The following is a 23,411-nucleotide window of genomic DNA, read 5'->3' as shown; positions in this document are numbered from 1 at the left end:
TACGTTCCGCTGTCCGTCCGGCGGCTAGCGGTCGCCGGCTGACCGGTCCTGCTCGGCCGCCGCCTTCTCCTTGGCCGCCTGTTCCCTCTCCGCCTGGGCGAGCGCGGCCTTCGCGGCCTTGCCCGCCTCCTTCTCGGCCTTCGCCGCCTCCGCCAGCTGCCGCTTCATGGCGGTCGCGTACATGTCGACGTACTCCTGGCCGGAGAGCTTCATGATCTCGTACATGACCTCGTCGGTCACCGCGCGGAGCACGAAGCGGTCGTGCTCCATGCCCTGGTAGCGGGTGAAGTCGAGGGGCTTGCCGATGCGGATGCCGGGCCGCATCAGCTTCGGCATCACCTTGCCGGGCGGCTGGATCTTCTCGGTGTCGATCATGGCGACCGGGACGACGGGCGCGCCGGTGGCGAGCGCCACGCGTGCGAGGCCGCCCGGCTTGCCCCGGTAGAGCCGTCCGTCCGGGGAGCGGGTGCCTTCCGGGTAGATACCGAACAGCTCGCCGCGCTCCAGTACCTCTATGCCGCTCTTGATGGCGGCCTCGCCGGCGCCGCGTGCCCCGGAGCGGTCCACCGGCAGCTGGCCGACCCCTTTGAAGAAGGCGGCGGTCAGCCGGCCCTTGACCCCCGGCGTGTTGAAGTACTCGGCCTTGGCGATGAAGGTCACCTTGCGGTCGAGGACGGCGGGCAGGAAGAACGAGTCGGAGAACGACAGGTGGTTGCTCGCCAGAATGGCCGGGCCGTCGGCCGGGATGTGCTCCAGGCCTTCCACCCAGGGCCGGAAGGCGAGCTTCAGCGAACCCCCGACGGTGACCTTCATCGCGCCGTACAACAAGCGAGTGCCTCCTGTGTCTGTGGGTCAGACCCTATCCCGGGGCACCGTCAATGGTCCCGACGGCCCTGGTCGGTGTCAGTGCGGTCGCGTACGGTGAAGTACCCGCAAGTACCGCACCCGCAAGTACCGCACCCGCAAGTACCGCACCCGCAAGTACCGCACCCGCATGTACCGCACCCGACGTGCCGGCTGTGCCGGCCCCCTGACGACAGGAGACCGAGACGTGCCGGTCCTGCCCGGAGCCGAGCCGTTCCGCCACGAGGGCGGTGAGGTCGGCGTCCTGCTCTGCCACGGCTTCACCGGTTCCCCGCAGTCGCTGCGCCCCTGGGCCCAGCACCTCGCCGAGCGCGGTCTGACCGTCGCGCTGCCGTTGCTGCCCGGGCACGGCACACGCTGGCAGGACATGCAGGTCACCGGCTGGCAGGACTGGTACGCGGAGGTGGACCGCGAGCTGCGCGCCCTGCGCGAGCGCTGCACGCGTGTCTTCGTGGCCGGGCTGTCGATGGGCGGCGCCCTGGCCCTGCGGCTCGCCGCCAAGCACGGGGACGCGGTGTCGGGTGTCATGGTCGTCAACCCGGCGAACCGCATGCACGGCGTGGCCCAGCACGCCCTGCCGGTCCTGCGCCATCTGCTGCCCGCGACGAAGGGCATCGCCAGCGACATCGCCAAGCCGCTGAGCACGGAGCTGGGGTACGACAAGGTGCCGCTGCACGCGGCGCACTCGCTGCGCACGTTCTTCCGTCTCGCCGACGGCGACCTGCCGCAGGTGACGCAGCCGCTGCTGTTGCTGCGCAGTCCACAGGACCACGTGGTGCCGCCGGCCGACTCGGTGCGCGTCCTCGGCCGGGTGTCGTCGACGGATGTGACGGAGATCCTGCTGGAACAGAGCTACCACGTGGCGACGTTGGACCACGATGCGGACCGGATCTTCGCGGAGAGCGTCGCGTTCATCGGCCGGCTCGCGCCCGGTTCCGTGGGGGAGCCGGAGCCCGGTCTCGGCAAGGAAGGGACGGCCGCAGGTGGCTGAGCACGACTCCGACCGTGAGGATCGCGAGGGGCGCGAGGAGCGGGAGCTGGACCGAGACTTGGAGCGGGAGCACCGCGAAGGACGGGAGCACCTCGGGGGACGGGAGCACGCGGCCGACCGCGGGCCCGAGGAAGAGGGCGTGCGCCTCGACGAGGACGCCGCCTGGGCGGCGATCGTCGCCGGGTACGGGGACGAGCCGCCGGACCCGCCGGGCGCGAAGCCGTTCAAGTCGGTGGAGGATCTGGCGCTCCTGGAGCCGGAAACCAACGACGACAAGCCCGACGCGGACCGGACGGCCTCGGCCCGGCCCCTGGGCGGCTCCGTGGCGTTCGCCCCCGGCGTCGGCCCGCGCGACCACACCCTCGCCGAACCCTCGGACGGCGATCTCGGCGAGGACGGCGATCTCGGCGAGGACGACGAGGGCCACTTCGTGCCGCCCGAGCCGCCCCCGGTCCCCGAGAGCGACACCACCGCGAAGTTCGCCTGGCTGGGCGTGCTCGGCGGTCCGGTGCTGCTCCTGCTGGCGGTGGTGCTCGGCTGGGACATGACCTGGTGGCTGCAGACCCTCAGCGTCGGCGGCTTCCTCGGCGGCTTCGCCACGCTGGTCATGCGGATGCGGACGGGCGACGAGGACGACGACGACCCGGGGCGGGGCGCGGTGGTCTAGGGCCCGTCCGGCAGTCCGGATCAGCTCGCGGACGCGGGTACGCGCAGGGCGGTCAGGACCGGCAGGTGGTCCGTGGCCGCCCGCAGGTCGTCCTCGGCCACGCCGGGGAGCCCCAGCGGCACCCCGCAGCCCAGTACCTCGATGCCCTCCGTGACGAAGACCCCGTCGATGCGCCGGTCGGGGCGGGTGGCGGGGAAGGTGTACTCGCCGCCCCAGGGCGTGGCCGTCCAGCAGTCCCGCAGTCCGTCGCCGAGCCGTCGGAAGGTGCGGCCGCCGGGGCGCTCGTTCAGGTCCCCGCCGGCCACCGCGTGGGTCACGCCCAGGCCGGCGAGCCGGTCGACGAGCAGGCCGGCCTGCTCGTACCGCTCTTCCGCCTCCAGTGACAGGTGGCAGCTCAGGACGCCGAGGCGGGCCCCGCCGATACGGACGACGGCGGTGGCGAGGCCCCGGCGGTGGCGGCCGGGGGTGAGCGGGAGCAGCACGTCCTCGGTGCGCTCGACGGTGGCGCGCAGGGAGCACAGCAGCGCGGGCCCGGCGGCGGTGCCGCCCCCGGAGAGGAGGACCAGCCCGGACGCGGCGGCGAGACGGGTGAGCTTCTTGCGCCAGCGGAAGAACCGGGGCGCCTCCTGCACGAGGACGAGGTCCGGGGCGCAGGCCGCGATCACGCGGGAGAGGGCGTCGGTGTCGTCGCGCATCGAGCGGATGTTGTAGCTGAGGACCCGGATGACGGCGGAACCATCGGGCTCGGTGCGGGAGTTGGGGAGCGGTTGGAGCGACGTTGCCATGCCGTCAATTTACGGGACCTGAGGTTGGGCGCCTGACCGCTCGGGGCGCGGGGTGCGTGGGCGACCGCCGGTGGTACGTGGCTTGTCGCGCCCGCGGGGCGGAGCCGTGTATCGGCTCCGCCCCGCGCCCCTTCAGGGAATCCGAGCGCCGTACGCCTACATGATCGGGTCGGGCTCCCGGGCCAGGTCGGCCGCGCCGACCAGGCCGGCCTTGTTGCCGAGCCGGGCGGCGATCACGTCGGCGACCGGGCGCCAGTTGCCGCCGACCAGCCACCGCTTGTACGACTTGCGGATCGGGTCGAGGACCAGGTCGCCCTCGTCGGAGAGGCCGCCGCCGACGATGAAGGCGGACGGGTCGAAGAGGGAGGCCAGGTCGGCGAGGCCGGCGCCGGCCCAGCGGGCCAGCTCGCGGTAGGAGTCGACGGCGACCGGGCAGCCCTGGCGGGCGGCGACCGAGATGTGCTTGCCCTCGATGCCGTCGGGCGTGCCGTCGCCGAGCGCGAGCAGCACCTCGGCGCGCTCGGGGGTGGCGTTGGCGCGCTGCTTGGCGTAGCGCACGAGGGCGCGGCCGGAGGCGTACTGCTCCCAGCAGCCCTGCGAGCCGCAGCCGCACAGCAGGCCGTCCGGCACCATGCGGATGTGTCCGAACTCGGCGGCCACGCCGAAGTGGCCGCGGCGCAGCTTGTTGCCGATGATGATGCCGCCGCCGAGGCCGGTGCCGAGGGTGATGCAGATGACGTTGCGGTGGCCCTTGCCGCCACCGAACTTGTACTCGCCCCAGGCGGCGGCGTTGGCGTCGTTCTCCACGACGACCGGGAGGCCGACGCGGGCCTCGACCTTCTCCTTGAGCGGCTCCTGGCGCCAGTCGATGTTGGGCGCGAAGTAGACCGTGGAGCGCTGGCGGTTGACGTATCCGGCGGCGCCGATGCCGACGCCGACGATCTCGTGCCCCACGCGTGCGCCCTCCACCGCGGAGGCGATGGCGTCCACGATGGCCTCGGGCGTGCCCGGGGTCGGCACCTTGTGGGTCGAGAGGATGTTGCCTTCCTCGTCGACCACGCCCGCCGCGATCTTCGTGCCGCCGATATCGACGCCGATGGTGAGTCCCATGAATCCCTCAGTTTCGGTCGAGCCCCGCTATGGCCAACCGTACCCGAGGGCGGTGTCAGTCCAAGTCGATGCGCTGGCCCGGGCCGGTGCCCTCGTCGCCGTCGTCGCGTCCGCCGCCGCTTCCGTCGTCGCGCGCTTCGTCCAGGTCTCGGGGGTCCTTGGGGTCCCGGCGCGCGTCTGCCCCGGAGGTGCCGGCGGTCCAGCGGCGCTCCTGGTTCTGGACGGCGGAGCGGTAGGCGGCGAGGAGTTCGCCGCCGGCGGCCGCGAGGTGGTCGAAGACGTCGGGATTGCGCTCGAGAACCGGTTCGACGGCGGCCTTGGCCTGCTGGACGACCTGCCGGACCACCTGCTGGGCGGCCGGTCCGGCGACCTGGCCGAGCAGCGGGGACTGGAGGCCGGACAGCTTGTCCGCGACGGTGTCGACGAGCCGGCGCAGCTCCTCGGCGGCCGATCCGGGCGGCGGGCCGTACTCGGCCCGGCGGCGGGCCTTCTCGGCTTCCAGGTCCTCGGCGCACGCCGTCGCCCAGGCGTCGGTGTCGGCCGGTCGCGCTTCGTCGACCGCGTCGGCCTCGTCGGGGCGGGGGGCCTCGGACGGGGGGAGCTCTTCGCTCATGACGGCCTCCTGACTACGGTTCGTCCCTACGACGTTACCCGAACGGGTGCGGCGCGTTCAGCGGCTCCGCGGCCACAGCCTCGGGTCCGGCGCGAACCGGACGGCGAGCGTGCCCTCCCGCAGGGCGGCCCCGTCGACCGTGCAGCGGCGCAGCGCGGACGGCAGCGGGACGATCCGTCGGAACGGCCCGGCGGTGACGACCAGTTCGTCACCGCGGCGGATCAGGTCGAGTGCGTCGCGTACGGCGCCGGGCAGCGGGATGTGCCAGACCAGCACGCCGTCGTCGGCCAGCCGGTCGGTGACGGGCCACTCGGCCGGGGAGACGTCCGGGTCGACCGCCGGGGTGTCGCCCGGCGCGTCGAGCGCCGCGAGGTCGTCCGCGCCGCGCGGGTCGCGTCCGAGGTGGGCGACGGTACGGACGTCGTACGTGCCCTGCCACTCCTCCAGTGTCTTGCGCTGCTGAGTGAGAGGGCCGGTGAGCCAGCTGTCCGCCGGGGTGTCCTCGGGCAGGACCCGGTTGGCGACCAGCAGGTCGGTGCGCAGACCGCGCAGGGCGAGGCCGAGGGCGGCGGTGCGGACGGCGTCGGCACCGGCCGGTCCCGGCTCGGCGACCAGCCGTACGACGGTGTTCCGGTCGGCGAGGACGGCCTCGGCGGCGGCGAGTTCCAGGTCCCAGCGGGCGGCGGCCTCGTACAGCGCCTCGGCGGGCATGGGAACGCCGGCGAGCCGGCCGAGGACGGGGCGCAGTGCGCGGGCCGCCTGCCGCTCGGGCGGGAGGAGGCGGCGCAGGTAGCGGCGCAGCTCCTCCGGAAGGGCGAGCAGAGCGAGGGCGCGGGGCGCGGGCGGGAGGTCGACGACGAGGAGTTCGTGGTGATCAGGGCCGTCGGCGAGGGCGGCGTCGCGCAGGGCGCGCAGCAGGGCGAGTTCGTCCGCGCCGGGCAGGGGGGTGAGTTCCTCGGGGTCGAGGCGGCCGGCGCCGAGGAGGTCGAGCGCGGAGGCGGCGCGGTCCTGGAGGGCGGCGAGGCCGTCCCGGAACCCCTGCGCGGCGTCGGGCCGCCAGGCGGTGAGACGGGGCTCGACGGTGATCGGTGCGGGACCGCCCGTGGGCGTTGCGAGTACGGAGCCGAGGGTGTCGTCGGGGTCGGCGCCGAGGAGGAGGGTGCGGGTGCCCTGCCGGGCGGCGGCGAGCGCGGTGGCGGCGGCGACGGTGGTACGGCCGCTGCCGCCGGGGCCTGTGATCAGGATGGTGCGCATGATGCTGAACGGTACCTGCGTGGGCGGGGGCCGAGGCGCGGTGATCCTTCGGGGGGCGCGGTTCTCCGGGGCGGCGTGCTTGCCCGTGCTCCGGAGCCGCCCGGCGGCCTGGGCACCGCACGGCGTGGCACGGCGTGGCACGGCCCGGCGTCACGGGGCGCCTTCCCCGGAGGGGGTGCCTCCGGCGCCCGCCCGTGCCGCCCCCCGGGGGTGCCTCCCAGGCGGTTCAGCACGGGGAGGGGGAGGCACGACCGCCCGCAGCCGCGCCGCTACTTCGCTCCCGACTCCACGCGCTTCTTCAGGCCCGCCAGCGCGCGGTCGATGATGACCTTCTCGGCCTTGCGCTTGATCATGCCGAGCATCGGGATCTTGACGTCGACCGTGAGCCGGTAGGTGACCTCCGTGCCCGTGCCGACCGGGCGGAGCAGGTAGGAGCCGTCGAGGGAGCGCAGCATCTGGGACTTCACCAGCGTCCAGGACACCTCGTGCTCGCCGGTCCAGGTGTACCCCAGCGTCTGGTCGTCCTTGATCGCCCCGGCGTCCATGACGAGCCGGACCTGCTCGGCACGCCCCTGCGCGTCGGTCGCGAGGACCTCGGCCTCCTTCACCTCGCCGGTCCAGTCCGGATAGCGGGCGAAGTCGGCGATCACCGCCATGACGTCGGCCGGTGCCGCCTCGATGGTGATGCTCGAGCTGGTGTGTTCCGCCATCGCTGTGGCTCCTCCAGATGCGGGCCGGTACTGAGGGGTCGTCGTGCGCCCGTGGCGCGCACGTGTGTGCCGCGTGAAGGCTATCGCGCACGGGCGGGGCGAACGGCACCACCTGCCGCGCAGGTCCGGCGGCGGGCGGTCACCACTCCATCGCCCACGGCCGCCCGGTCGCCGCGAAGTGCCCGACGTTCACGCACTCGGTCGCCCCGATCCGCATCCGCCGCACCAGCGGCTGGTGCACGTGCCCGAACAGGGCGTAACGGGGACGGGTGCGGCGGATCGCGGCCAGCAGCGCGCGGCTGCCCCGCTCGAAGCGCCGCGCCACCGTGTCGTAGACCAGCTCCGGCACCTCCGGCGGGATGTGTGTGCACAGCACGTCCACCTCGCCGACGGCCTCGATCTTCGCGGCGTACTCCTCGTCACCTATCTCGTACGGCGTGCGCATCGGCGTGCGCAGGCCGCCGCCGACGAAGCCGAAGACCCGGCCGCCGATCTCCACCCGCTCGCCGTCGAGGACGGTGGTGCCGGGGCCGGCGTACTCGCGCCACAGGGGCGGCATGTCGACGTTCCCGTAGGTGGCGTACGTCGGGGTGGGGAAGGCGGCGAACAGCTCGGCGTACTGCTTGCGCACCGCCTCCTCGATCAGCGCCACCCGGTCGCCGCCGGCGTCCGCCCACAGCCGCGCCCCGAACTCGCGTGCCTCGGCGAAGCGGCGGGCGGTGCGCAGCTCGACGATGCGGCCGGCGTTCGCGGCGCCGAACAGGTCGGGGAAGATGCCGCGCGTGTGGTCGGCGTAGTCGAGGAAGAGGACCAGGTCCCCGAGGCAGACCAGGGCGTCGGCGCCCTCGCCGGCCCTGGCCAGTTCGCGGGCGTTGCCGTGGACGTCGCTGATCACATGGACGCGCGTCCTCGTGTTACCGGGCGGTGTGGGTGCCATGGCGATCAAGCGTAAGCAGCGCGCGCCTCTTGTGAACAGTGGCGGTCGGACCTGCGGTTACTGGCTGGTCGGTTGATCCGTCGACTACTGTGCGCAAAGGAAACCCCATCCGTGTGACGCAGCGAACATCTCGCGGGGACCCCCTGTCGGAGAAGGCATACCGGCGGGTAACGTCCGGGCAGTCCAGTCGTGCTCTGGATTTCAACATGTGAATCGCCATGTGATCCAACATGTGATCAGCATGTGATTCCCCGAGCACTTGCCCGAGCCTTGGACCGCACCGTCGCATCGCACAACGTCGTGGCGCCGGCGCCTTATGAGGAGCAGCAGTCTTGCGCGAGTTCAGCCTTCCGGCTTTGTACGAGGTCCCTGCGGACGGAAACCTGACCGACATCGTCCGCAGAAACGCCGCGCAGCACCCGGACGTCGCCGTCATCTCCCGCAAGGTGGCCGGCGCGTGGCAGGACGTGACCGCCCGCGACTTCCTCGCCGAGGTGCAGGCCGCCGCCAAGGGCCTGATCGCCTCCGGCGTCCAGCCGGGCGACCGGGTCGGCCTGATGTCCCGTACGCGCTACGAGTGGACGCTGCTGGACTTCGCGATCTGGTGCGCGGGCGCGATCACCGTGCCGGTGTACGAGACCAGCTCGCCGGAGCAGGTGCAGTGGATCCTCGGCGACTCGGGTGCCACGGCGTGCGTCGTGGAGTCGGCCGGGCACGCCGCCTCGGTCGAGTCGGTGCGCGAGGGGCTGCCCGCCCTCAAGCACGTCTGGCAGTTCGACTCCGGGGCGGTGGAGGAGCTGGGGCGCCTGGGCCAGGACGTCACGGACCAGGCGGTCGAGGAGCGCGGCTCGATCGCGAAGGCCGACGACCCGGCGACCATCGTCTACACCTCCGGCACCACCGGCCGCCCCAAGGGCTGTGTGCTCACCCACCGCAGCTTCTTCGCCGAGTGCGGCAACGTCGTCGAGCGGCTGCGCCCGCTGTTCCGCACGGGCGAGTGCTCCGTCCTCCTCTTCCTCCCCCTCGCCCACGTCTTCGGCCGCCTGGTCCAGGTCGCGCCGATGATCGCGCCGATCAAGCTGGGCTGCGTCCCGGACATCAAGAACCTCACCGACGAGCTGGCCGCGTTCCGGCCGACGCTGATCCTCGGTGTGCCGCGCGTCTTCGAGAAGGTCTACAACTCGGCGCGCGCCAAGGCGCAGGCCGACGGCAAGGGCAAGATCTTCGACAAGGCCGCCGACACGGCGATCGCGTACAGCAAGGCCCTTGACACCCCGTCGGGCCCGTCCGTCGGCCTGAAGATCAGGCACAAGGTCTTCGACAAGCTCGTCTACGGCAAGCTCCGCACGGTCCTGGGCGGCCGCGGCGAGTACGCCATCTCCGGCGGCGCCCCGCTCGGCGAACGCCTCGGACACTTCTTCCGCGGCATCGGATTCACCGTCCTGGAGGGCTACGGCCTGACCGAGTCCTGCGCGGCCACCGCCTTCAACCCCTGGGACCGGCAGAAGATCGGCACGGTCGGCCAGCCGCTGCCCGGCTCCGTGGTGCGCATCGCGGACGACGGCGAGGTGCTGCTGCACGGCGAGCACCTGTTCAAGGAGTACTGGAACAACCCGGGCGCGACCGCCGAGGCGCTGGCCGACGGCTGGTTCCACACCGGCGACATCGGCACCCTCGACGAGGACGGCTATCTGCGGATCACCGGCCGCAAGAAGGAGATCATCGTCACCGCGGGCGGCAAGAACGTCGCCCCGGCCGTGATCGAGGACCGCATCCGCGCGCACGCGCTGGTCGCGGAGTGCATGGTGGTCGGCGACGGGCGGCCGTTCGTGGGCGCGCTGGTCACCCTCGACGAGGAGTTCCTCGGCCGCTGGTGCGCGGATCACGGCAAGCCGGCCGGTTCGACGGCTGCGTCGCTGCGGGACGATCCGGATCTGCTCGCCGCGATCCAGTCGGCGGTCGACGACGGCAACTCGGCGGTCTCCAAGGCGGAGTCGGTGCGGAAGTTCCGGGTGCTGGAGGCTCAGTTCACGGAGGAATCCGGGCACTTGACTCCGTCGCTGAAGCTGAAGCGGAGTGTTGTCGCCAAGGATTACGTGGACGAGATCGAGGCGATCTACTCCAAGTAGGGGCGCCTGTTGGAGTGCGGCGCCTATTGGAGTACGGGGTACGGTTCGTCGGCGGCTTTCCGTCCGCCGTGGCTGGTCGCGCAGTTCCCCGCGCCCCCATAGCCCGGTTCGCTACAGCAGAGCCTTCAGGTGCTCCGCCAGCAGGTCCCAGCGCCACTTCTCCTCGACCCAGGCCCGGCCGCGTTCGCCCATCCTGCGGCGCAGCTCCGCGTCGCCGAGGAGGGTGACGACCCGGTCGGCGGTCTGCTCCTCGGAGTCACCGCGCACCACCCACCCCGTCTCGCCGTCGAGCACCGCGTCCGGCGCGCCGCCCGAGTCGCCCGCGACCACGGGCAGGCCGGTCGCGGAGGCCTCCAGGTAGACGATGCCGAGACCCTCGACGTCGAGTCCGCCCCGGCGGGTACGGCACGGCATGGCGAAGACGTCCCCGGCGCCGTAGTGGGCGGGCAGCTCGGCCCAGGGGACGGCGCCGGTGAAACGGACGGAGGCGGCGACGCCGGTATCGGCGGCGAGGCGGCGCAGGTCCTTCTCGTAGGGGCCGCCGCCGACGATCAGCAGTACGGCGTCCGGCTCGGCGGCCAGGACGCGCGGCATCGCCCGGATCAGCGTGTCCTGGCCCTTGCGCGGCACCAGCCGCGAGACGCACACCACCACGGGCCGCTCGGTCAGTCCCAGCCGGGCCCGCACCTCCTCGCCGCCGCTGCCCGGGTGGAAGGTCTTCTCGTCGACGCCGGGCGGCAGCTGTACCATCCGCGCGGCGGCATCCGGGGTGAGCGCGCCCGCGATCCGGGAGCGCGTGTACTCGCCGAGGTAGGTGACCGTGTCCGTCGACTCCCCGATCCGGCGCAGCAGTTGCCGGGCGGCGGGCAGCTGGGCCCACCCGGCCTCGTGACCGTGGGTGGTGGCGACGATCCGCTCGGCCCCCGCCTTCCGGAGTGCCGGCGCCATCAGCCCGAGGGGCGCCGCCGCCCCGAACCACACCGACGTGCACCCGTGCTCGCGCAGCAGCCCGACGGCCCGCCGGGTCGCGCCCGGCGTCGGCAGCAGCATCGTCGTACGGTCCCGTACGACGGTGAAGGGCTGCTCGGCGTCGAAGGCGGCGGTGGCCTCGATGCCCTCCCGGCTCCGCTTCCAGGTGGAGGCGTAGACGACGAGCCGCTCGGGGTCCAGCCGTAGCGCCATGTTGTGCAGGAAGGCCTGGATGCCGCCCGGGCGGGGCGGGAAGTCGTTCGTCACGATCAAGGTCTTGCGCACGCCGCCGACCCTACCGAACCCGCCGCGCGGGCCGGGGGCCCGGCCGCCCCCCGGTGGCAGACGCACAGGTGTCCGGGTCATCATGGCCGCGAAGCACGGCACGCGGACGGGCAGGGAGCACGTGGAGACGACGGACGCGAGGCGGCCCGCGGTGTGGCTGCCGACGGCCTGGGGCGCCACGCGGCTGGTGCTGCTGCTGTTCGTGCTGAAGGTGTGGGTCTTCCCGGGCCCGGACGTCACCAGCGACGTGTCCGTCATCTACCGCGACTGGTACGACGTCCTGCGCACCGGAGCGTTTCCGCTGGACGACGTCACCTGGCAGTACCCGCCCGCGGCGGCCTTCGCGGTCCTCTCCCCCGCGCTGCTGCCCTTCCTGGAGTACGCGACGGCCTTCTTCGTCCTGGCCTGTGCCGCGGACCTGGCCGTCCTCGCCCTGCTGTGGCACGCGGGCCGGGGTTCCGGCCGCTCGTCGCGCGGTGCGTGGGTGTGGGTGGCGGGCGTACCGCTGCTCGGTCCGACGGTGTACGCGCGCTACGACGTGATGGTCACCGCCGTGGCGGTGGCGGCGCTGCTCGCCGCGGGCAGGCATCCGCGCGTGGCGGGGGCTCTGGCGGCGCTCGGGGCGCTGCTGAAGGTGTGGCCGGCGCTGGTGCTCATCGGGATGCGCGGGCGCGCGCCGTGGGCCGCGGCGGCGCTGAGCGGGGCCGGGCTGGCGGCGCTGTTCGCCGCGGCGATGCCGGGGGCGTTCGCCTTCCTGACGTTCCAGCGCGAGCGGGGCACCGAGGTGGAGTCGCTGGGCTCGCTGGTCTTCCATGTCGCCCGGCACTTCGGTTGGGACGGCGAGGTGCTGCTCAACTACGGCTCGGTCGAGTTCCTCGGCCCGTACGTGGGCGCGGTGAGCACGGTCGCCCTCGCGCTGACCGCCCTGGCGTTCGGCTGGCTGCTGCTGTGGCGGCTGGCGGCCTCGCGCTTCGCGGCGCACACGGCGGCGGACGCGGCCTTCGTGGCGGTGCTGATGTTCACGGTCACCAGCCGGGTGATCAGCCCGCAGTACGTGGTGTGGCTGATCGGCCTCGCCGCGGTCTGCCGGTGCTTTCGCGCGAGCCGGATGCGGGTGCCGGTCGCCCTGGTGCTGGCGGCGAGCCTGGTGACGGTGCTGGAGTTCCCGGTCTACTTCGCCGAGGTCGTCGCGAGCGATCCGCTCGGCATCGCGCTGCTAGTCGTCCGCAACGGCCTGCTGGTCGCCGCGGCGCTCCTCGCGGCCCGCGCCCTGTGGCGCGACACGGCGCCGCGCAGGACACCCGTAGCGACGCCGCCGTCCCGCACCGCCCGCACCGCCCGCACCGCCCGCACCGCCCGCACCGCCCGCACCGGCAAGGCACCGGCCTCCTCCTGAGCGGACGGCGCCCGGACGAACCCGTCAGGCCACGAGAGCGAGCTCAGTCGAACTCCGCCCGCAGGTACTCCCGCCACCGCGCCGTGAACTCCTCCGGCGTCGTCCCGAGCACCTCGTTCATCGCGTCCTCGACCGCGCCGGCGCGCCCCTCGTGCGCGCCCACGGAGCGGTAGAAGGCGTCCAGGCCGTCCTCGCCCCACTGCTCGGCGATCATGCGGCAGGCCAGCCAGCCGCCCTCGTAGGCGCGGGCCAGTCGGTCCGCGTCGGCGGTGAAGCCGAAGTCCTCGTCGGTGGGGAGCTCCGCGGGCACCCGGCCCCGGGAGACCGCGTCGGCCGTCTCGGGGGCGGCCTGGGCGGGGGCGCGGCCGCTGCCGCGGTAGCCGGCCCAGTCGGCGTAGCCCTCGGACAGCCACAGCGGGGTGGCGGCGGTGGTGTCGGCACGGGTGGCGACGTGGGCGGTCTCGTGGGTGAGCACGACCTGCTTGCCCAGGGTGCCGAGCAGCCCGTAGGCGTCGGGGTTGACGATGATCCGGTCCGCGGGGGCCCGCTCCCGGCCGCCGGTCTTGCCGGTGGTGACCGCCGCGATGCCCCGGTAGGACGAGGCGGGGGAGCCGAGCAGGCCCGCCATCCCCTCCAGTGACTTCGGGACGAGTACGACGACGCTGCGGGCCCAGTCGCCGTCCCAGGCGTCCGACACGGCCGGCACCGCCCGGTCGGCCAGGTCCGCGTAGCCGCGCAGCGCCCCGGTGGACTGCCCGACGCCGAGCACGAGGCTGTGCGTCCCCCGGACGACCCTGACCGCGCCCTGGTCCCACGGCTGCTGGCCGGACCGCTTCGCGGGCCGGTCGGAGACGACGGACCACCGCCCGTCCGCTCCGTCCCTGCTCAGCCGCACGGTGCGGCCGGCGGTGACCGGGCCCCGGTCGTGGCCCTCGAGGCGGTAGCGCAGCTCGACGTCGGCGGTGGCGGTGTCGCCGGTGCGGTCCACGCCGGTCACGCGGTACGACCACGCTGCCAGCGGCACCTCGCTCAGGTTGCCGAAGCCCGCCCCGGTGCCCGTGCGCGTGTAGGCGGCCCGGTCGTGGTCGAGGACGGCCGCCGCACGCCGGTCCAGTACCCGCTGCACCTCGGCCCGGACGGGGTCGGCGGTGGTCCGGCCGCCACAGGCCACCAGGGAGACCAGCAGCAGGCACAGCGCCACCACCGAGGAACCCGACACCCGCCTTCGACCCGCCACCTTCCCGATCGTACGGGCGGCGGGCCGAAGGGGGCAGCGGGCGGTGGGGGCGCAACGGCCGCGGAGGTCAGACCCGGGTGACCGAGGAGACCGGCATCATGCCGACCGGGTCGTAGCGCACGGGGGCGCCGGGGTAGGGCGCGTGGATCACCTGGCCGTTGCCGACGTACATGCCGATGTGGCTGGCGTCGTCCCGGTAGGCCACCAGGTCGCCGGGCCGCGCCTGGGCCAGGGACACCCGCTGCCCGGCACCGGACTGCGCCTGCGAGGTGCGCGGCAGGCCGACGCCGGCCTGGGCGTACGACCACTGGGTCAGGCCCGAGCAGTCGAAACCGCTCGGCCCGTTGGCGCCCCAGACGTAGGGCTTGCCGAGGGCGGAGCGGGCGGCGGCGACGGCGGCCGCCGCCCGGCCGGAGACGGGGCCGGCGGCGCCCGGGACGGGCAGGTCGGTGCGGCCGGAGCGGGAGCCTCGGTCGTAGGCGGCGCGTTCCTCGTCCGGGAGGGAGTTGAGCAGTTCGCGGGCCTTGGCGAGCTTGCGCTCCACGGTCTTCTTGTGGGCGGCGACGGCCTTGCGGCCCTTCTCCAGCTCGGCGAGTTTCCGGCCGGTCTCGGCGCGGTCCTGGGCGAGGTCGCGCATGGCCCCCTGGAGTTCCCTCAGCTCACCGGCCTGGTGGGTGGTGATCCGGTCGAGCACGGAGGCCTTGTCCAGGTAGTCGTCCGGATCGGCGGCGAGCAGCAGCGCCAGCGACGGGTCGATGCCGCCGGAGCGGTACTGGGCGCCGGCCAGCGAACCGAGCGATTCCCGCAAGGTGTTGACCCGCTCCTGCTGCCGGGCGATCGCGTCCCGCGCGGTGCCGACCTCCTCGCGCAGGGCGTCGGTGCGCGCGGAGGCCTTGTTGTAGGCCTCGGTCGCCTGCTCCGCCTCCGTGTGGAGCCGGTCCACCTCCGCCCGCCGGTCGTCTTGCGGAGCGGCCGTGGCCGGTACGGCGCCCAGGACCGCGGCGGCGACGGAAAGCAGGCCGACGGCGACGGTGGCGCCGCGGTCGAACCCGGTTGGTGCAAGGCGGCGATGGGACCCCACGGGAAGCCGCACTCCTTCCGCTGGCGGACAGGGAAACGCGGCAGACAGTAACCCCGCGGCGGGGCACCGGCCAACGACCGGCCGGGGGCGCGCAGCACGACGCCCCGCCGCTGACGCAGGTCACCGGCGGGGCGGGGGGTCAGACGGCCCTGCCGTGATTCGCCCGAACGGGCGGCACGGCGAGGGCGGCCGAAGGGTCGACGAGGGGCGTCGGGTCAGACGCGCACGCCGAACATGAACGGGCCGCCGATGGTGTTCATCGACTCGTAGCGGACGACCGTGCCGGTGCGCGGCGCGTGCAGGACCTGGCCGTTGCCGGCGTAGAGGCCGACGTGGTGCAGGTCGTTGAAGAAGAAGACCAGGTCGCCGACCTGGAGGTCGCTCATCGAGGAGATGCGCGTGCCCGCGCCGGTCTGCGCCTCGGAGGTGCGCGGGATGCCGACGCCGGCCTGGGCGTAGGCCCAGGACGTCAGGCCCGAGCAGTCGAAGGAGGACGGCCCGGTGGCGCCGTAGACGTAGGGCGTGCCGATCTTGCTCTGGGCGGCGGCGAAGGCGGCGGCGGCCCGGCCGGAGGCGGGGGTGCCGGAGGGGGTCCCGGAGCCGGACAGGACCTGGCGCTCGCTGCTGCGGGTGGAGCGCTGTTCCTCTTCCTCGAGGGCGGCCTTCTCCTGCGCGGTGAGCGTGTTGAGCAGCTTCTGCGCGGAGGAGAGCTTGCCCTGGACTTCCTTCTTCTTCTTGCCCAGTTCGGTGCGGGTGGAGGCGAGGTCCTCGAGCTTCTCGGTGGCCTCGGAGCGCTGCTGGGCGAGGTCGCGCTGCTTGTCCTGGATCTTCTTCAGCGCCTCGACCTGCTGACCGCTCAGCTGGTCGAGGGTGGAGGCCTTGTCCAGGTAGTTGTCCGGGTCGGCGGACAGGAACAGCTGGAGGGACGGGTCTATCCCGCCGGAGCGGTACTGGGCGCTGGCCATCGAACCGAGGCCGTCGCGCAGCTCGTTGAGCTCCTCCTGGCCGCGGGCGACGTTGTCCTGGATCGTGGAGATCTCCTTCTGGAGCTTCTCCTGCTTCTCCTTGGCGCCGTTGTACTTCTCGGTGGCCTGCTCGGCCTCTTCGTAGAGCTTGTCGACCTTGGCCTTGACCTCGTCCTTGCTCGGCTTCTCACTCGGGGCGGCGTTGGCGGCCTGCGAGCTGAGAGCGACAGCGGCGGCGGCAGCGGTGGTGAGCACGGTCACGCGCGTGCGGCTCGGCTGCTTGGGACGACGGTGGGACGCCACGGAGACGAGCTCCTTCTTGAGAGGGATCACCCGTGCGAGGGTTCGAGGGCTGACCCTAGTGACCCACTCGTGATCAGTTCAAATCCTCCGCCGAAAAATCCCGGTTACGCACCGCGTTCTTTGCCACAACTCACCTGCAGTAACCCTCACTTGACGCTACGTTGCGTAACGGTTCCGTCAATTCGGGCATAGAGCCCCTACGTTACGGTTGCCACGAAAGTGAAGCGGGGGACTAGGAAAGCCGCTTGAGGAGCACCGCGGACGCCACCGGTCGTGCGCCCGCGCGAGCCACGCCGTCGGCGACCTCGCGGTCGGTGGAGACGACGATGACCGGCCGGCCCGGCGGCTCGGCCCGCACCAGCTGGCGGATCAGCTCGTCGGCCGTGACCCCCGGCTTGGAGAACAGCACCCGCACCCCGCGCGGCGGCGCGAGCAGCACCGGCGCCACCAGCTCGGCCCCGTCGAAGACACAGGTCATCTCGGCGCCGGTCTGCGCGGCGAGCTGGGAGAGCTGGCCGAGCAGCCGCAGCCGCTGCTTCTCCAGCGGCATCTGCGGATAGCCGGTCTTGGTGACGTTGTAGCCGTCGACGACCAGGTGCGCCTGGGGCAGCGCGAGCAGCTGGTCGAGGATGGCGGGGTCGTTCTCGGACAGGGCACGGGCGGCGATGTCCTTGGGCGTCATCCGGCCGGGCTCGACCGCGTCCACCGTCTCCGCGGGCCGCACCGACACCGGGGGCAGCGCGAGTTCCCGGCGCAGTCCCTGCGTGGCGTCCAGCAGGGTGTCCAGCAGCAGCCGCACCCGCATGTCCTCGACGCTGCGCCCCTCCCGGGCCGCCTTGCGGGTGGCCTCCAGGGCCGCCTCCGCCTCCCCCAGCCGGGTCTTGAGCCGCCGGGTCTCGCTCTCGGCGGCGGACACCTGGGCGTGCCCCTCGGCACGGACGGCGTCGGTCTCGGCCCGGAGCTTGCGCAGCGCCGCCTCGCCGCGCTTGACGTCGCTGAGGGCCGAGCGCAGCTTGCGGTGCAGCGACTCGGTCTCCTTCTTCGCCGCGTCCAGCTCGGCACGCAACCGCTCGGTCTCGGTCCTGGTGTGCTCCCGGGCCCGGGCCAGTTCCTCGTGCAGCCGCTCCAGCTCCGCGCGGCTCTCCTCGTCGGCGCGCTCGGCGTCCGCGCGCTGCGCCTCCTCGCCGGCGGCGGCCACCAGCTTCACCCAGCCGTGCGGGCGCAGCACGTAGGCCGCGGCCGCCACGTCGAGCGGGTCCGCGGCCGGGGGCGGGGAGCCGGCCTCCAGGGCCCCGGCCAGTTCCGGCTGGGCCTCCCTGAACTTCTCGCCGATGCGCTGGCGGAACAGCGGGTCGGTCTCCACTGCGGCGGCCATGGCGTTGCCGGCGAACTTGGCCCTGCGGTTCGGGGCGAACCGGGCGTACTGTCTCAGCTGCGCCGGCAGTTCACCGAGGGTGAGACCACCGAAGCCGTCGGACACGATCTGCACGACCCTGCGGCGCACGCCGTCGGGCAGCGGCCGGTCGAGCACCTCAGCGGCGCCGTCGCCCGGCCCCCCGCCATGTGTCTCCACCATCCGTCACCCCAATGCCTCTGCGTGACCCCGCGCGGGATCACCTCATGCGGGGGCCGCTCCGGTCAGGAGGCGGCACCCGGCCTGTCCACGAGTTCCACCTGGTCCACGGCGTTGCACCAGCGACACCGCACCGACTCGATGGTCTCACTGAGCACCTCGCGCTCCTCGACGTTCGGCTCACCGGCCAGATCGAGGTGCACGTACTCGACGACCTTCGAGGCCCGGGTCACGTCGAAGCGGGTGAGGTTGCCGCAGAGGGTGCAGCGCCACCGCGTCGTGTCGGTCGGCAGGGGAACCGTCATCGTGGCTGTTCGCTCTCTTCCGGTGTCGGTGGCGCGCCGGGCTCCCCCGGCGCGTTTGGCTCGTAACCCTACGGCCTGGCGGGTACCCGACGCCCGCGTGTCCACGGCGGCGAGGCGCTCCGGGCGGTTGCGTCCCGTTACGTCATGCTCTGTGTCCATGATCCGCAACTGGAGCACGGCGGCCCTCAGGACGGCCGGGACGGTCAGGTCACTCGGCACGACCCGTACGGCCCGGGGCCGGACCGCGCCGGTGACGTACGGGCTGATCATCCTGTGCTGCCTGCTCTTCCTGATCAGTCCGGCGGCGGGCCTGAATCCGGTGTACGGCACCGGGGAGGAGCTGCTCGCCGCGCAGCGCGCCTACTTCCGGCGCTGGGGCGTGATCCCCGCAGAACTGTTCGAGGACTCCCCCGGGTCCGCACTCACCCCCGCGACGGCGCTGTTCGTCCACGGCAGCTGGGTGCACCTGCTGGGCAACATGCTCTTCCTCTACGTCTTCGGGGCGATGACGGAGGAACGGATGGGCAGGCTCCAGTTCGCCCTGTTCTACGTCGGCTGCGGCTACCTGGCCCTGCTCGGCTACGCGGGGGCCAACGCCCACTCCCAGCAGTCCCTGGTCGGCGCCTCGGGGGCGATCTCCGCGATCCTCGGCGCCTTCCTCTTCCTCTTCCCGCGCGCGCGGGTGACCAGCCTGCTGCCCTTCCTCTTCTTCCTGCCGCTGCGCTTCCCGGCCTGGGTCGTCCTGCCCTTCTGGGCCGGTCTCCAGTGGATGGCGGCGGGCCGGGCCGGCGACGGGCCGGGGGTGGCCTACCTCGCGCACCTGGTCGGCTTCGGGCTGGGCTTCGTCTACGCCTGGGTGCGGTTCGGGCGTACGACTAGAGTGAAGAGCGTTCCAGTGACGGCCCCCGAGGGAGAGAAACAGCCGTGATCAGCGCGATCGTCCTCATCAAGACCAGCGTGGACCGGATCCCCGAGATCGCGGAGCAGATCGCCGCGCTGGAGAGCGTCAGCGAGGTCTTCTCCGTCACCGGCACCTACGACCTGATCGCCATGGTCCGGGTGACGGAGCACGAGGACCTGGCAGAGGTCATTCCCGGCCGGATCAGCAAGATCCCGGGCGTGGAGGGCACGGACACGCACGTGGCGTTCCGGACGTACTCGCAGCACGACCTGGAGGCGGCGTTCGCCATCGGGCTGGACAACTGAGCCCACCGGACCCCGGCACCTCGGATCCCGGCACCTGATGAAGAGTTCTTCATCAGGTGCTCATCCGGGACGACGGGTACCGGGCGCAGGATCGTGGACATGGTCTTCTCTCGCCGGATGGCGGCCCTGGCGGCCGTCGTCCTGATCCCGCTCGGCATCGCCGCGACCAGTTTCGCCCTCACCGACAATCCGCAGGAACCCAAGGTCCCGGCCAGGGTGGAGCTGGAGAGCGGCTCCCCGACGCCGACACCCACCTCCTCCCCGCCGGAGCCGACGCCCAGCGACCAGGTGGTGACCCGGCCACCGGTGACCGACAGCCCTCCGGATGACGACGATGACGACGACCGAGGCCAGGACACCGGCGGCACCGGAGACGACTCGGGCGGCGACGACGGAGCCGGCGACGACGGCTGACCGCGAGCGCCGCCGGATCTCGGCCCGGGTCCGCATCCTCCTGTGGCTGCTGCTCGTGATGGCGGTCGCCCTCGCCTCGGTGGCCACGACCACCCGCTCGATCCTGCTGCGCGACACCGACCAGCGGATCAACGGCCTGCTCGCGCAGGAGGCCGGCGAGTTCGCCAACTTCGAGGAGCAGGGCTTCGACCCGGAGACCGGGCGCCCGTTCACCGACCCGGGCCGGCTGCTGCGGGTCTTCCTGGAACGGCAGTACGCCGACCTGGACGAGGAACTGATCGGCCTGGTGGGCGAGAAGGGCAGCAGGCCCACGCAGATCATCCAGCAGCGCGAGATCCCGGTCGCCCTGCCCCTGCACGAGGACGGGGAGGCCAGGCGCCGCATCTACGCCTCGCCCGACTCCTCCGGCACCCTGCACCGGCCCCAGGGCGACATCCGCTGGGCCAAGGTCACCGTCGCCCGGTACGGCGGCGAACCGGCCGCCGCCTTCGTGGTCGCCTTCCATCCCGGGCGGGAACAGGCCCGCGCGGACGAGGTGTTCCGCGTCCTGCTCGCCATCTCCGGCGTCGCGCTGCTGATGACGACCGGCATCGCCTGGGTGGTCGCGGGCCGGATCCTCAAACCGGTACGGCTGGTGCGCACCACGGCCGCACAGCTCACCGAGCAGGACCTGACCCGGCGCATCCCGGTGCACGGACACGACGACGTGGCCGCGCTCGCCGAGACCTTCAACGCCATGCTCGACCGGCTGGAGCGCGCCTTCGCCACCCAGCGCCGGTTCGTCGACGACGCGAGCCACGAACTGCGCACCCCGATCACCATCGTGCGCGGCCACCTGGAACTGATGGGCGACGACCCGGCCGAACGCGAGGAGACCGTCCGCCTCGTCACCGACGAACTGGACCGGATGAGCCGCATCGTCGAGGACCTGCTGCTGCTCGCCAAGGCCGAACGCCCCGACTTCGTCACCCCCGAGCCGGTCCAGCTCGCCGAGCTCACCGCCGACGTCTACGTCAAGGCCCGCACCCTCGGCGACCGGGAGTGGGTACTGGACGGGGTCGCCGACCGCGAGGCCCGGCTCGACCCCCAGCGCATCACCCAGGCCATGGTGCAGCTCGCCCAGAACGCCGTGCAGCACACCACCGCCGGCCAGACCATCCGCATCGGCTCCCGCGCCGACGGCACCCGCGTCGAGCTCTACGTCGCCGACTCCGGACCCGGGGTCCAGCCGCAGGACGCCGAGGTCGTCTTCGAGCGCTTCCGGCGCGGCACGGCCCGGCGCGGGGCGCGCGGGAGCGGCGCCGGGCTCGGGCTGTCGATCGTCAAGGCCATCGCCGAGGGCCACGGCGGCCGGGTCGGCCTGCACGCCACCGAGGGCGGCGGAGCCACCTTCGTACTCACTCTGGAAGAGGCACGTCCATGAACCGCATCCTCATCGTCGAGGACGAGGAGCGCATCGCCTCCTTCGTCGAGAAGGGCCTGCGCGCCAACGGCTTCACCACCACCGCCGTCACCGACGGCGACGCCGCCTACGAGTACGCCCTCACCGGCGGCTTCGACCTGGTCGTCCTGGACATCGGGCTGCCCGGCCGGGACGGCTTCACGGTCCTGCGCGAACTGCGCGAGTCCCGGGTGACGACCCCGGTGATCGTGCTGACCGCGCGGGACTCCGTACGGGACACGGTGGCCGGCCTGGAGGGCGGCGCCGACGACTGGATGACCAAGCCGTTCCGCTTCGAGGAACTGCTCGCCCGGGTGCGGCTGCGGCTGCGTACGGCGGCCAGGGCGCCGGAGGTGACGGTGCTGAGGTCCGGCGACCTCTCCCTGGACCTGCGCACCCGCCGGGCGCGTGCCGGGGAGCGGACGGTGGACCTGACGGCCCGTGAATTCGTCCTGCTGGAGCTGTTCCTGCGGCATCCGGGACAGGTCCTGTCCCGGGAGCAGATCCTGTCCCACGTGTGGGGCTACGACTTCGACCCGGGCTCCAACATCGTGGACGTGTACGTGCGGGCACTGCGCAAGAAGCTGGGGGCGCAGCGGGTGGAGACGGTACGGGGCATGGGGTACCGGCTGCCGGGCTGACGTACCCGGCCCGGGGACGGACCGGCCGCCGGTGGACCGACCGGCTTTCGTGTGAAGTTTCCTTCATGTCGGACTCATTGAGGACTCACCGCCCGGGAGAACCCTCGGTGACGTGACGTTGAACCTCCGCCTGGCGGCGGCCCTCTGCGCGGCGCTGTCCCTGTGCGCGCTGCTGGCGGTACCCGGCAACTTCCCCGCCCTCGGCGGCGACGCGCGCCTCACCCTCGCCGTGTTCGCGCTGGCCACCTGCGCGTGGATCGGTACGCCGATCGACGACACGTACATCGCGCTGGGCGCCGGACTCGCGCTGACCGCGACCGGCGTGATCAGCAGCGACACCCTCTTCGGCACCCTCGGCGACGACACGGTGTGGCTGCTGATCTGCGCCTTCGTGCTGGCGGCCGCGGTGGCCCGGACCGGGCTCGCGGGGCGGGCCGCGGCCTTTCTGGTCGGCGGGGCGCGCAGCGTACGGCAGTTGGTGCACCTGACGACGGCCGCGCTGGTGGTGACGGCGTTCGCGGTGCCTGCCACGTCGGGCCGGGCGGCGCTCGCACTGCCGGTGTTCCTCGCCCTCGCCAAGGCCCTCGCCGACCGGAAGCGACTGGTCGTGATGCTGGCTCTGCTGTTCCCGACCGTCATCCTGCTGTCGGCGGTGGCGACCCTGATCGGCGCGGGCGCGCATCTGATCACGGTGTCGGTGCTGTGGGAGGCGACCGGCGACCGGATCGGCTTCACCCAGTGGCTGCTGCTCGGCCTGCCGCTGGCGGTGACCTCCTCCCATCTGGCCGCCGAGACGGTCCTCCTGACGACGACTCGGCGCGCGGACCGCAAGGGCCCGGTCCGTATCACCGCCGAGGAGATACAGCGGCACACCGAGAGCCCGGTCACCGGACCCTGGACGCAGGAGGAGAAGCGCTGCGCCCTGCTGCTGGCCACGGTGGTGGCCCTGTGGTGCAGCGAGCCCCTGCACCACGTGTCGCCCGCGGTGGTGGCGCTGATCGGGGCGGTCGTCGCCTCCTCCCCCGCGCTCGGCACCGTACGGCTCAAGGACGCGCTGAAGACCGTGCCCTGGTCGCTGCTGCTGTTCATGGCGGCGACCATGGCGATGGGCGTCGCGCTCGCCGACTCCGGTGCGGCGAAGTGGCTGGTGTCGGGGCTGCCCGCGCACGTCGCGCCGGCCGTCTTCCTCGGGGTCGTGGTGGCGGTGAGCACGGCGGCCCACCTGGTCCTCCAGTCCCGCTCGGCCCGCTCCTCGGTCCTGGTCCCGCTGGTGATCGCCGCGGCCTTGGGCGCCGGGGTCAACCCGGTCGCCGCCGCGCTCGCGTCCACCGCCGCGGCCGGCTTCTGCCACACGCTCCCGGCCTCCGCCAAGCCGGTCACGCTCTTCTCCGACATCCCCGGCACCCCCACCTACACCCCGCGCGACCTGCTGCGGCTGTCCGCCGTCCTGGCACCGCTGACCGCCGCGCTCGTGCTGTTCTTCGCCGCCGCCGTCTGGCCGCTGCTCGGCGTACCCGTGACCCGTTGAAGGAGCC

23 protein-coding genes are annotated in these 23,411 nt (G+C 73.0%); 10 read left to right on the top strand and 13 right to left on the bottom strand.

What is annotated here, in order from left to right:
* Window positions 1-24: 24 nt before the first annotated feature.
* Window positions 25-813 (bottom strand): lysophospholipid acyltransferase family protein, encoded by a 789-nt coding sequence (locus tag ACZ4V1_RS12810; RefSeq protein ID WP_468334801.1) that lies wholly within the window; start codon window positions 811-813, stop codon window positions 25-27.
* A 238-nt stretch (window positions 814-1,051) separates the two neighbouring features.
* Between ACZ4V1_RS12810 and ACZ4V1_RS12805 the strand changes: the two genes are divergently transcribed.
* Both ACZ4V1_RS12805 and ACZ4V1_RS12800 read left to right on the top strand, forming a co-directional pair.
* Window positions 1,052-1,855, top strand: coding sequence for an alpha/beta hydrolase (locus ACZ4V1_RS12805; protein ID WP_468333660.1), 804 nt, complete (start codon window positions 1,052-1,054; stop codon window positions 1,853-1,855).
* On the top strand, window positions 1,848-2,522 hold the full coding sequence (locus tag ACZ4V1_RS12800; RefSeq protein ID WP_468333657.1) for a hypothetical protein: 675 nt from the start codon (window positions 1,848-1,850) through the stop codon (window positions 2,520-2,522). Before ACZ4V1_RS12805 ends, ACZ4V1_RS12800 begins: the two co-directional genes overlap by 8 nt.
* 20 nt (window positions 2,523-2,542) lie before the next feature.
* On the opposite strand, the gene ACZ4V1_RS12795 is transcribed toward ACZ4V1_RS12800, so the two are convergent.
* From ACZ4V1_RS12795 to ACZ4V1_RS12770, 6 genes are all read right to left on the bottom strand, one after another.
* The gene (locus ACZ4V1_RS12795; protein ID WP_468333654.1) at window positions 2,543-3,307 is read right to left on the bottom strand and encodes an endonuclease/exonuclease/phosphatase family protein; all 765 of its coding nucleotides are present in this window, start codon (window positions 3,305-3,307) and stop codon (window positions 2,543-2,545) included.
* Between the two features lie 156 nt (window positions 3,308-3,463).
* On the bottom strand, window positions 3,464-4,417 hold the full coding sequence (locus ACZ4V1_RS12790; RefSeq protein WP_468333651.1) for an ROK family glucokinase: 954 nt from the start codon (window positions 4,415-4,417) through the stop codon (window positions 3,464-3,466).
* A gap of 55 nt (window positions 4,418-4,472) precedes the next feature.
* Entirely contained in the window at window positions 4,473-5,030 is a 558-nt protein-coding gene (locus ACZ4V1_RS12785; RefSeq protein ID WP_468333648.1) for a DUF5304 domain-containing protein, read from the bottom strand.
* A gap of 57 nt (window positions 5,031-5,087) precedes the next feature.
* On the bottom strand, window positions 5,088-6,284 hold the full coding sequence (locus tag ACZ4V1_RS12780; RefSeq protein WP_468333645.1) for an ArsA family ATPase: 1,197 nt from the start codon (window positions 6,282-6,284) through the stop codon (window positions 5,088-5,090).
* Window positions 6,285-6,553: 269 nt separating this feature from the next.
* Entirely contained in the window at window positions 6,554-6,994 is a 441-nt protein-coding gene (locus ACZ4V1_RS12775) for an SRPBCC family protein (protein WP_468333643.1), read from the bottom strand.
* A gap of 139 nt (window positions 6,995-7,133) precedes the next feature.
* Complete coding sequence (locus tag ACZ4V1_RS12770; RefSeq protein ID WP_468333640.1) at window positions 7,134-7,931, bottom strand: metallophosphoesterase family protein; 798 nt, start codon at window positions 7,929-7,931, stop codon at window positions 7,134-7,136.
* Window positions 7,932-8,263: 332 nt separating this feature from the next.
* Here ACZ4V1_RS12770 and ACZ4V1_RS12765 point away from each other — a divergent pair, with 332 nt between their 5' ends.
* Window positions 8,264-10,060, top strand: coding sequence for an AMP-dependent synthetase/ligase (locus tag ACZ4V1_RS12765; protein WP_468333637.1), 1,797 nt, complete (start codon window positions 8,264-8,266; stop codon window positions 10,058-10,060).
* 111 nt (window positions 10,061-10,171) lie between these two features.
* On the opposite strand, the gene ACZ4V1_RS12760 is transcribed toward ACZ4V1_RS12765, so the two are convergent.
* A complete protein-coding gene (locus tag ACZ4V1_RS12760) occupies window positions 10,172-11,314 on the bottom strand; it encodes a glycosyltransferase family 4 protein (protein WP_468333634.1) in 1,143 nt (380 codons plus the stop codon).
* 121 nt (window positions 11,315-11,435) lie between these two features.
* Here ACZ4V1_RS12760 and ACZ4V1_RS12755 point away from each other — a divergent pair, with 121 nt between their 5' ends.
* Window positions 11,436-12,710, top strand: a complete 1,275-nt coding sequence (locus ACZ4V1_RS12755) for a glycosyltransferase 87 family protein (RefSeq protein ID WP_468334798.1) — start codon at window positions 11,436-11,438, stop codon at window positions 12,708-12,710.
* Window positions 12,711-12,753: 43 nt separating this feature from the next.
* On the opposite strand, the gene ACZ4V1_RS12750 is transcribed toward ACZ4V1_RS12755, so the two are convergent.
* The 5 genes from ACZ4V1_RS12750 to ACZ4V1_RS12730 all read right to left on the bottom strand — a co-directional run bounded on the left by ACZ4V1_RS12750 (window position 12,754) and on the right by ACZ4V1_RS12730 (window position 18,174).
* Entirely contained in the window at window positions 12,754-13,947 is a 1,194-nt protein-coding gene (locus tag ACZ4V1_RS12750) for a hypothetical protein (RefSeq protein WP_468333631.1), read from the bottom strand.
* 67 nt (window positions 13,948-14,014) lie between these two features.
* Window positions 14,015-15,028 carry a C40 family peptidase gene (locus ACZ4V1_RS12745; protein WP_468333628.1) on the bottom strand — a complete coding sequence of 338 codons (1,014 nt, stop codon included), beginning with the start codon at window positions 15,026-15,028 and terminating at the stop codon, window positions 14,015-14,017.
* 215 nt (window positions 15,029-15,243) lie between these two features.
* The gene (locus ACZ4V1_RS12740) at window positions 15,244-16,296 is read right to left on the bottom strand and encodes a C40 family peptidase (RefSeq protein ID WP_468334795.1); all 1,053 of its coding nucleotides are present in this window, start codon (window positions 16,294-16,296) and stop codon (window positions 15,244-15,246) included.
* A gap of 232 nt (window positions 16,297-16,528) precedes the next feature.
* A complete protein-coding gene (locus ACZ4V1_RS12735) occupies window positions 16,529-17,872 on the bottom strand; it encodes an NYN domain-containing protein (protein WP_468333625.1) in 1,344 nt (447 codons plus the stop codon).
* 62 nt (window positions 17,873-17,934) lie between these two features.
* On the bottom strand, window positions 17,935-18,174 hold the full coding sequence (locus ACZ4V1_RS12730; RefSeq protein ID WP_055416529.1) for a hypothetical protein: 240 nt from the start codon (window positions 18,172-18,174) through the stop codon (window positions 17,935-17,937).
* 157 nt (window positions 18,175-18,331) lie between these two features.
* Here ACZ4V1_RS12730 and ACZ4V1_RS12725 point away from each other — a divergent pair, with 157 nt between their 5' ends.
* From ACZ4V1_RS12725 to ACZ4V1_RS12700, 6 genes are all read left to right on the top strand, one after another.
* A complete protein-coding gene (locus tag ACZ4V1_RS12725; protein WP_468333622.1) occupies window positions 18,332-19,102 on the top strand; it encodes a rhomboid family intramembrane serine protease in 771 nt (256 codons plus the stop codon).
* On the top strand, window positions 19,099-19,380 hold the full coding sequence (locus tag ACZ4V1_RS12720; protein WP_468333619.1) for an Lrp/AsnC family transcriptional regulator: 282 nt from the start codon (window positions 19,099-19,101) through the stop codon (window positions 19,378-19,380). The genes ACZ4V1_RS12725 and ACZ4V1_RS12720 overlap by 4 nt, the downstream gene beginning before the upstream one ends.
* A 99-nt stretch (window positions 19,381-19,479) precedes the next feature.
* Complete coding sequence (locus tag ACZ4V1_RS12715; RefSeq protein WP_468333616.1) at window positions 19,480-19,794, top strand: small secreted hydrophilic protein; 315 nt, start codon at window positions 19,480-19,482, stop codon at window positions 19,792-19,794.
* Complete coding sequence (locus tag ACZ4V1_RS12710) at window positions 19,715-21,217, top strand: sensor histidine kinase (RefSeq protein WP_468333613.1); 1,503 nt, start codon at window positions 19,715-19,717, stop codon at window positions 21,215-21,217. Before ACZ4V1_RS12715 ends, ACZ4V1_RS12710 begins: the two co-directional genes overlap by 80 nt.
* A complete protein-coding gene (locus ACZ4V1_RS12705) occupies window positions 21,214-21,876 on the top strand; it encodes a response regulator transcription factor (RefSeq protein ID WP_468333610.1) in 663 nt (220 codons plus the stop codon). Before ACZ4V1_RS12710 ends, ACZ4V1_RS12705 begins: the two co-directional genes overlap by 4 nt.
* Window positions 21,877-21,988: 112 nt before the next feature.
* Window positions 21,989-23,404, top strand: a complete 1,416-nt coding sequence (locus ACZ4V1_RS12700) for an SLC13 family permease (RefSeq protein WP_468333607.1) — start codon at window positions 21,989-21,991, stop codon at window positions 23,402-23,404.
* Window positions 23,405-23,411: the final 7 nt, after the last annotated feature.

Source organism: Streptomyces sp. NPDC028991 (assembly GCF_055564775.1).
Note: the sequence above shows the minus strand (reverse complement) of the source record. Positions and strands in the feature narration are given on the sequence as shown.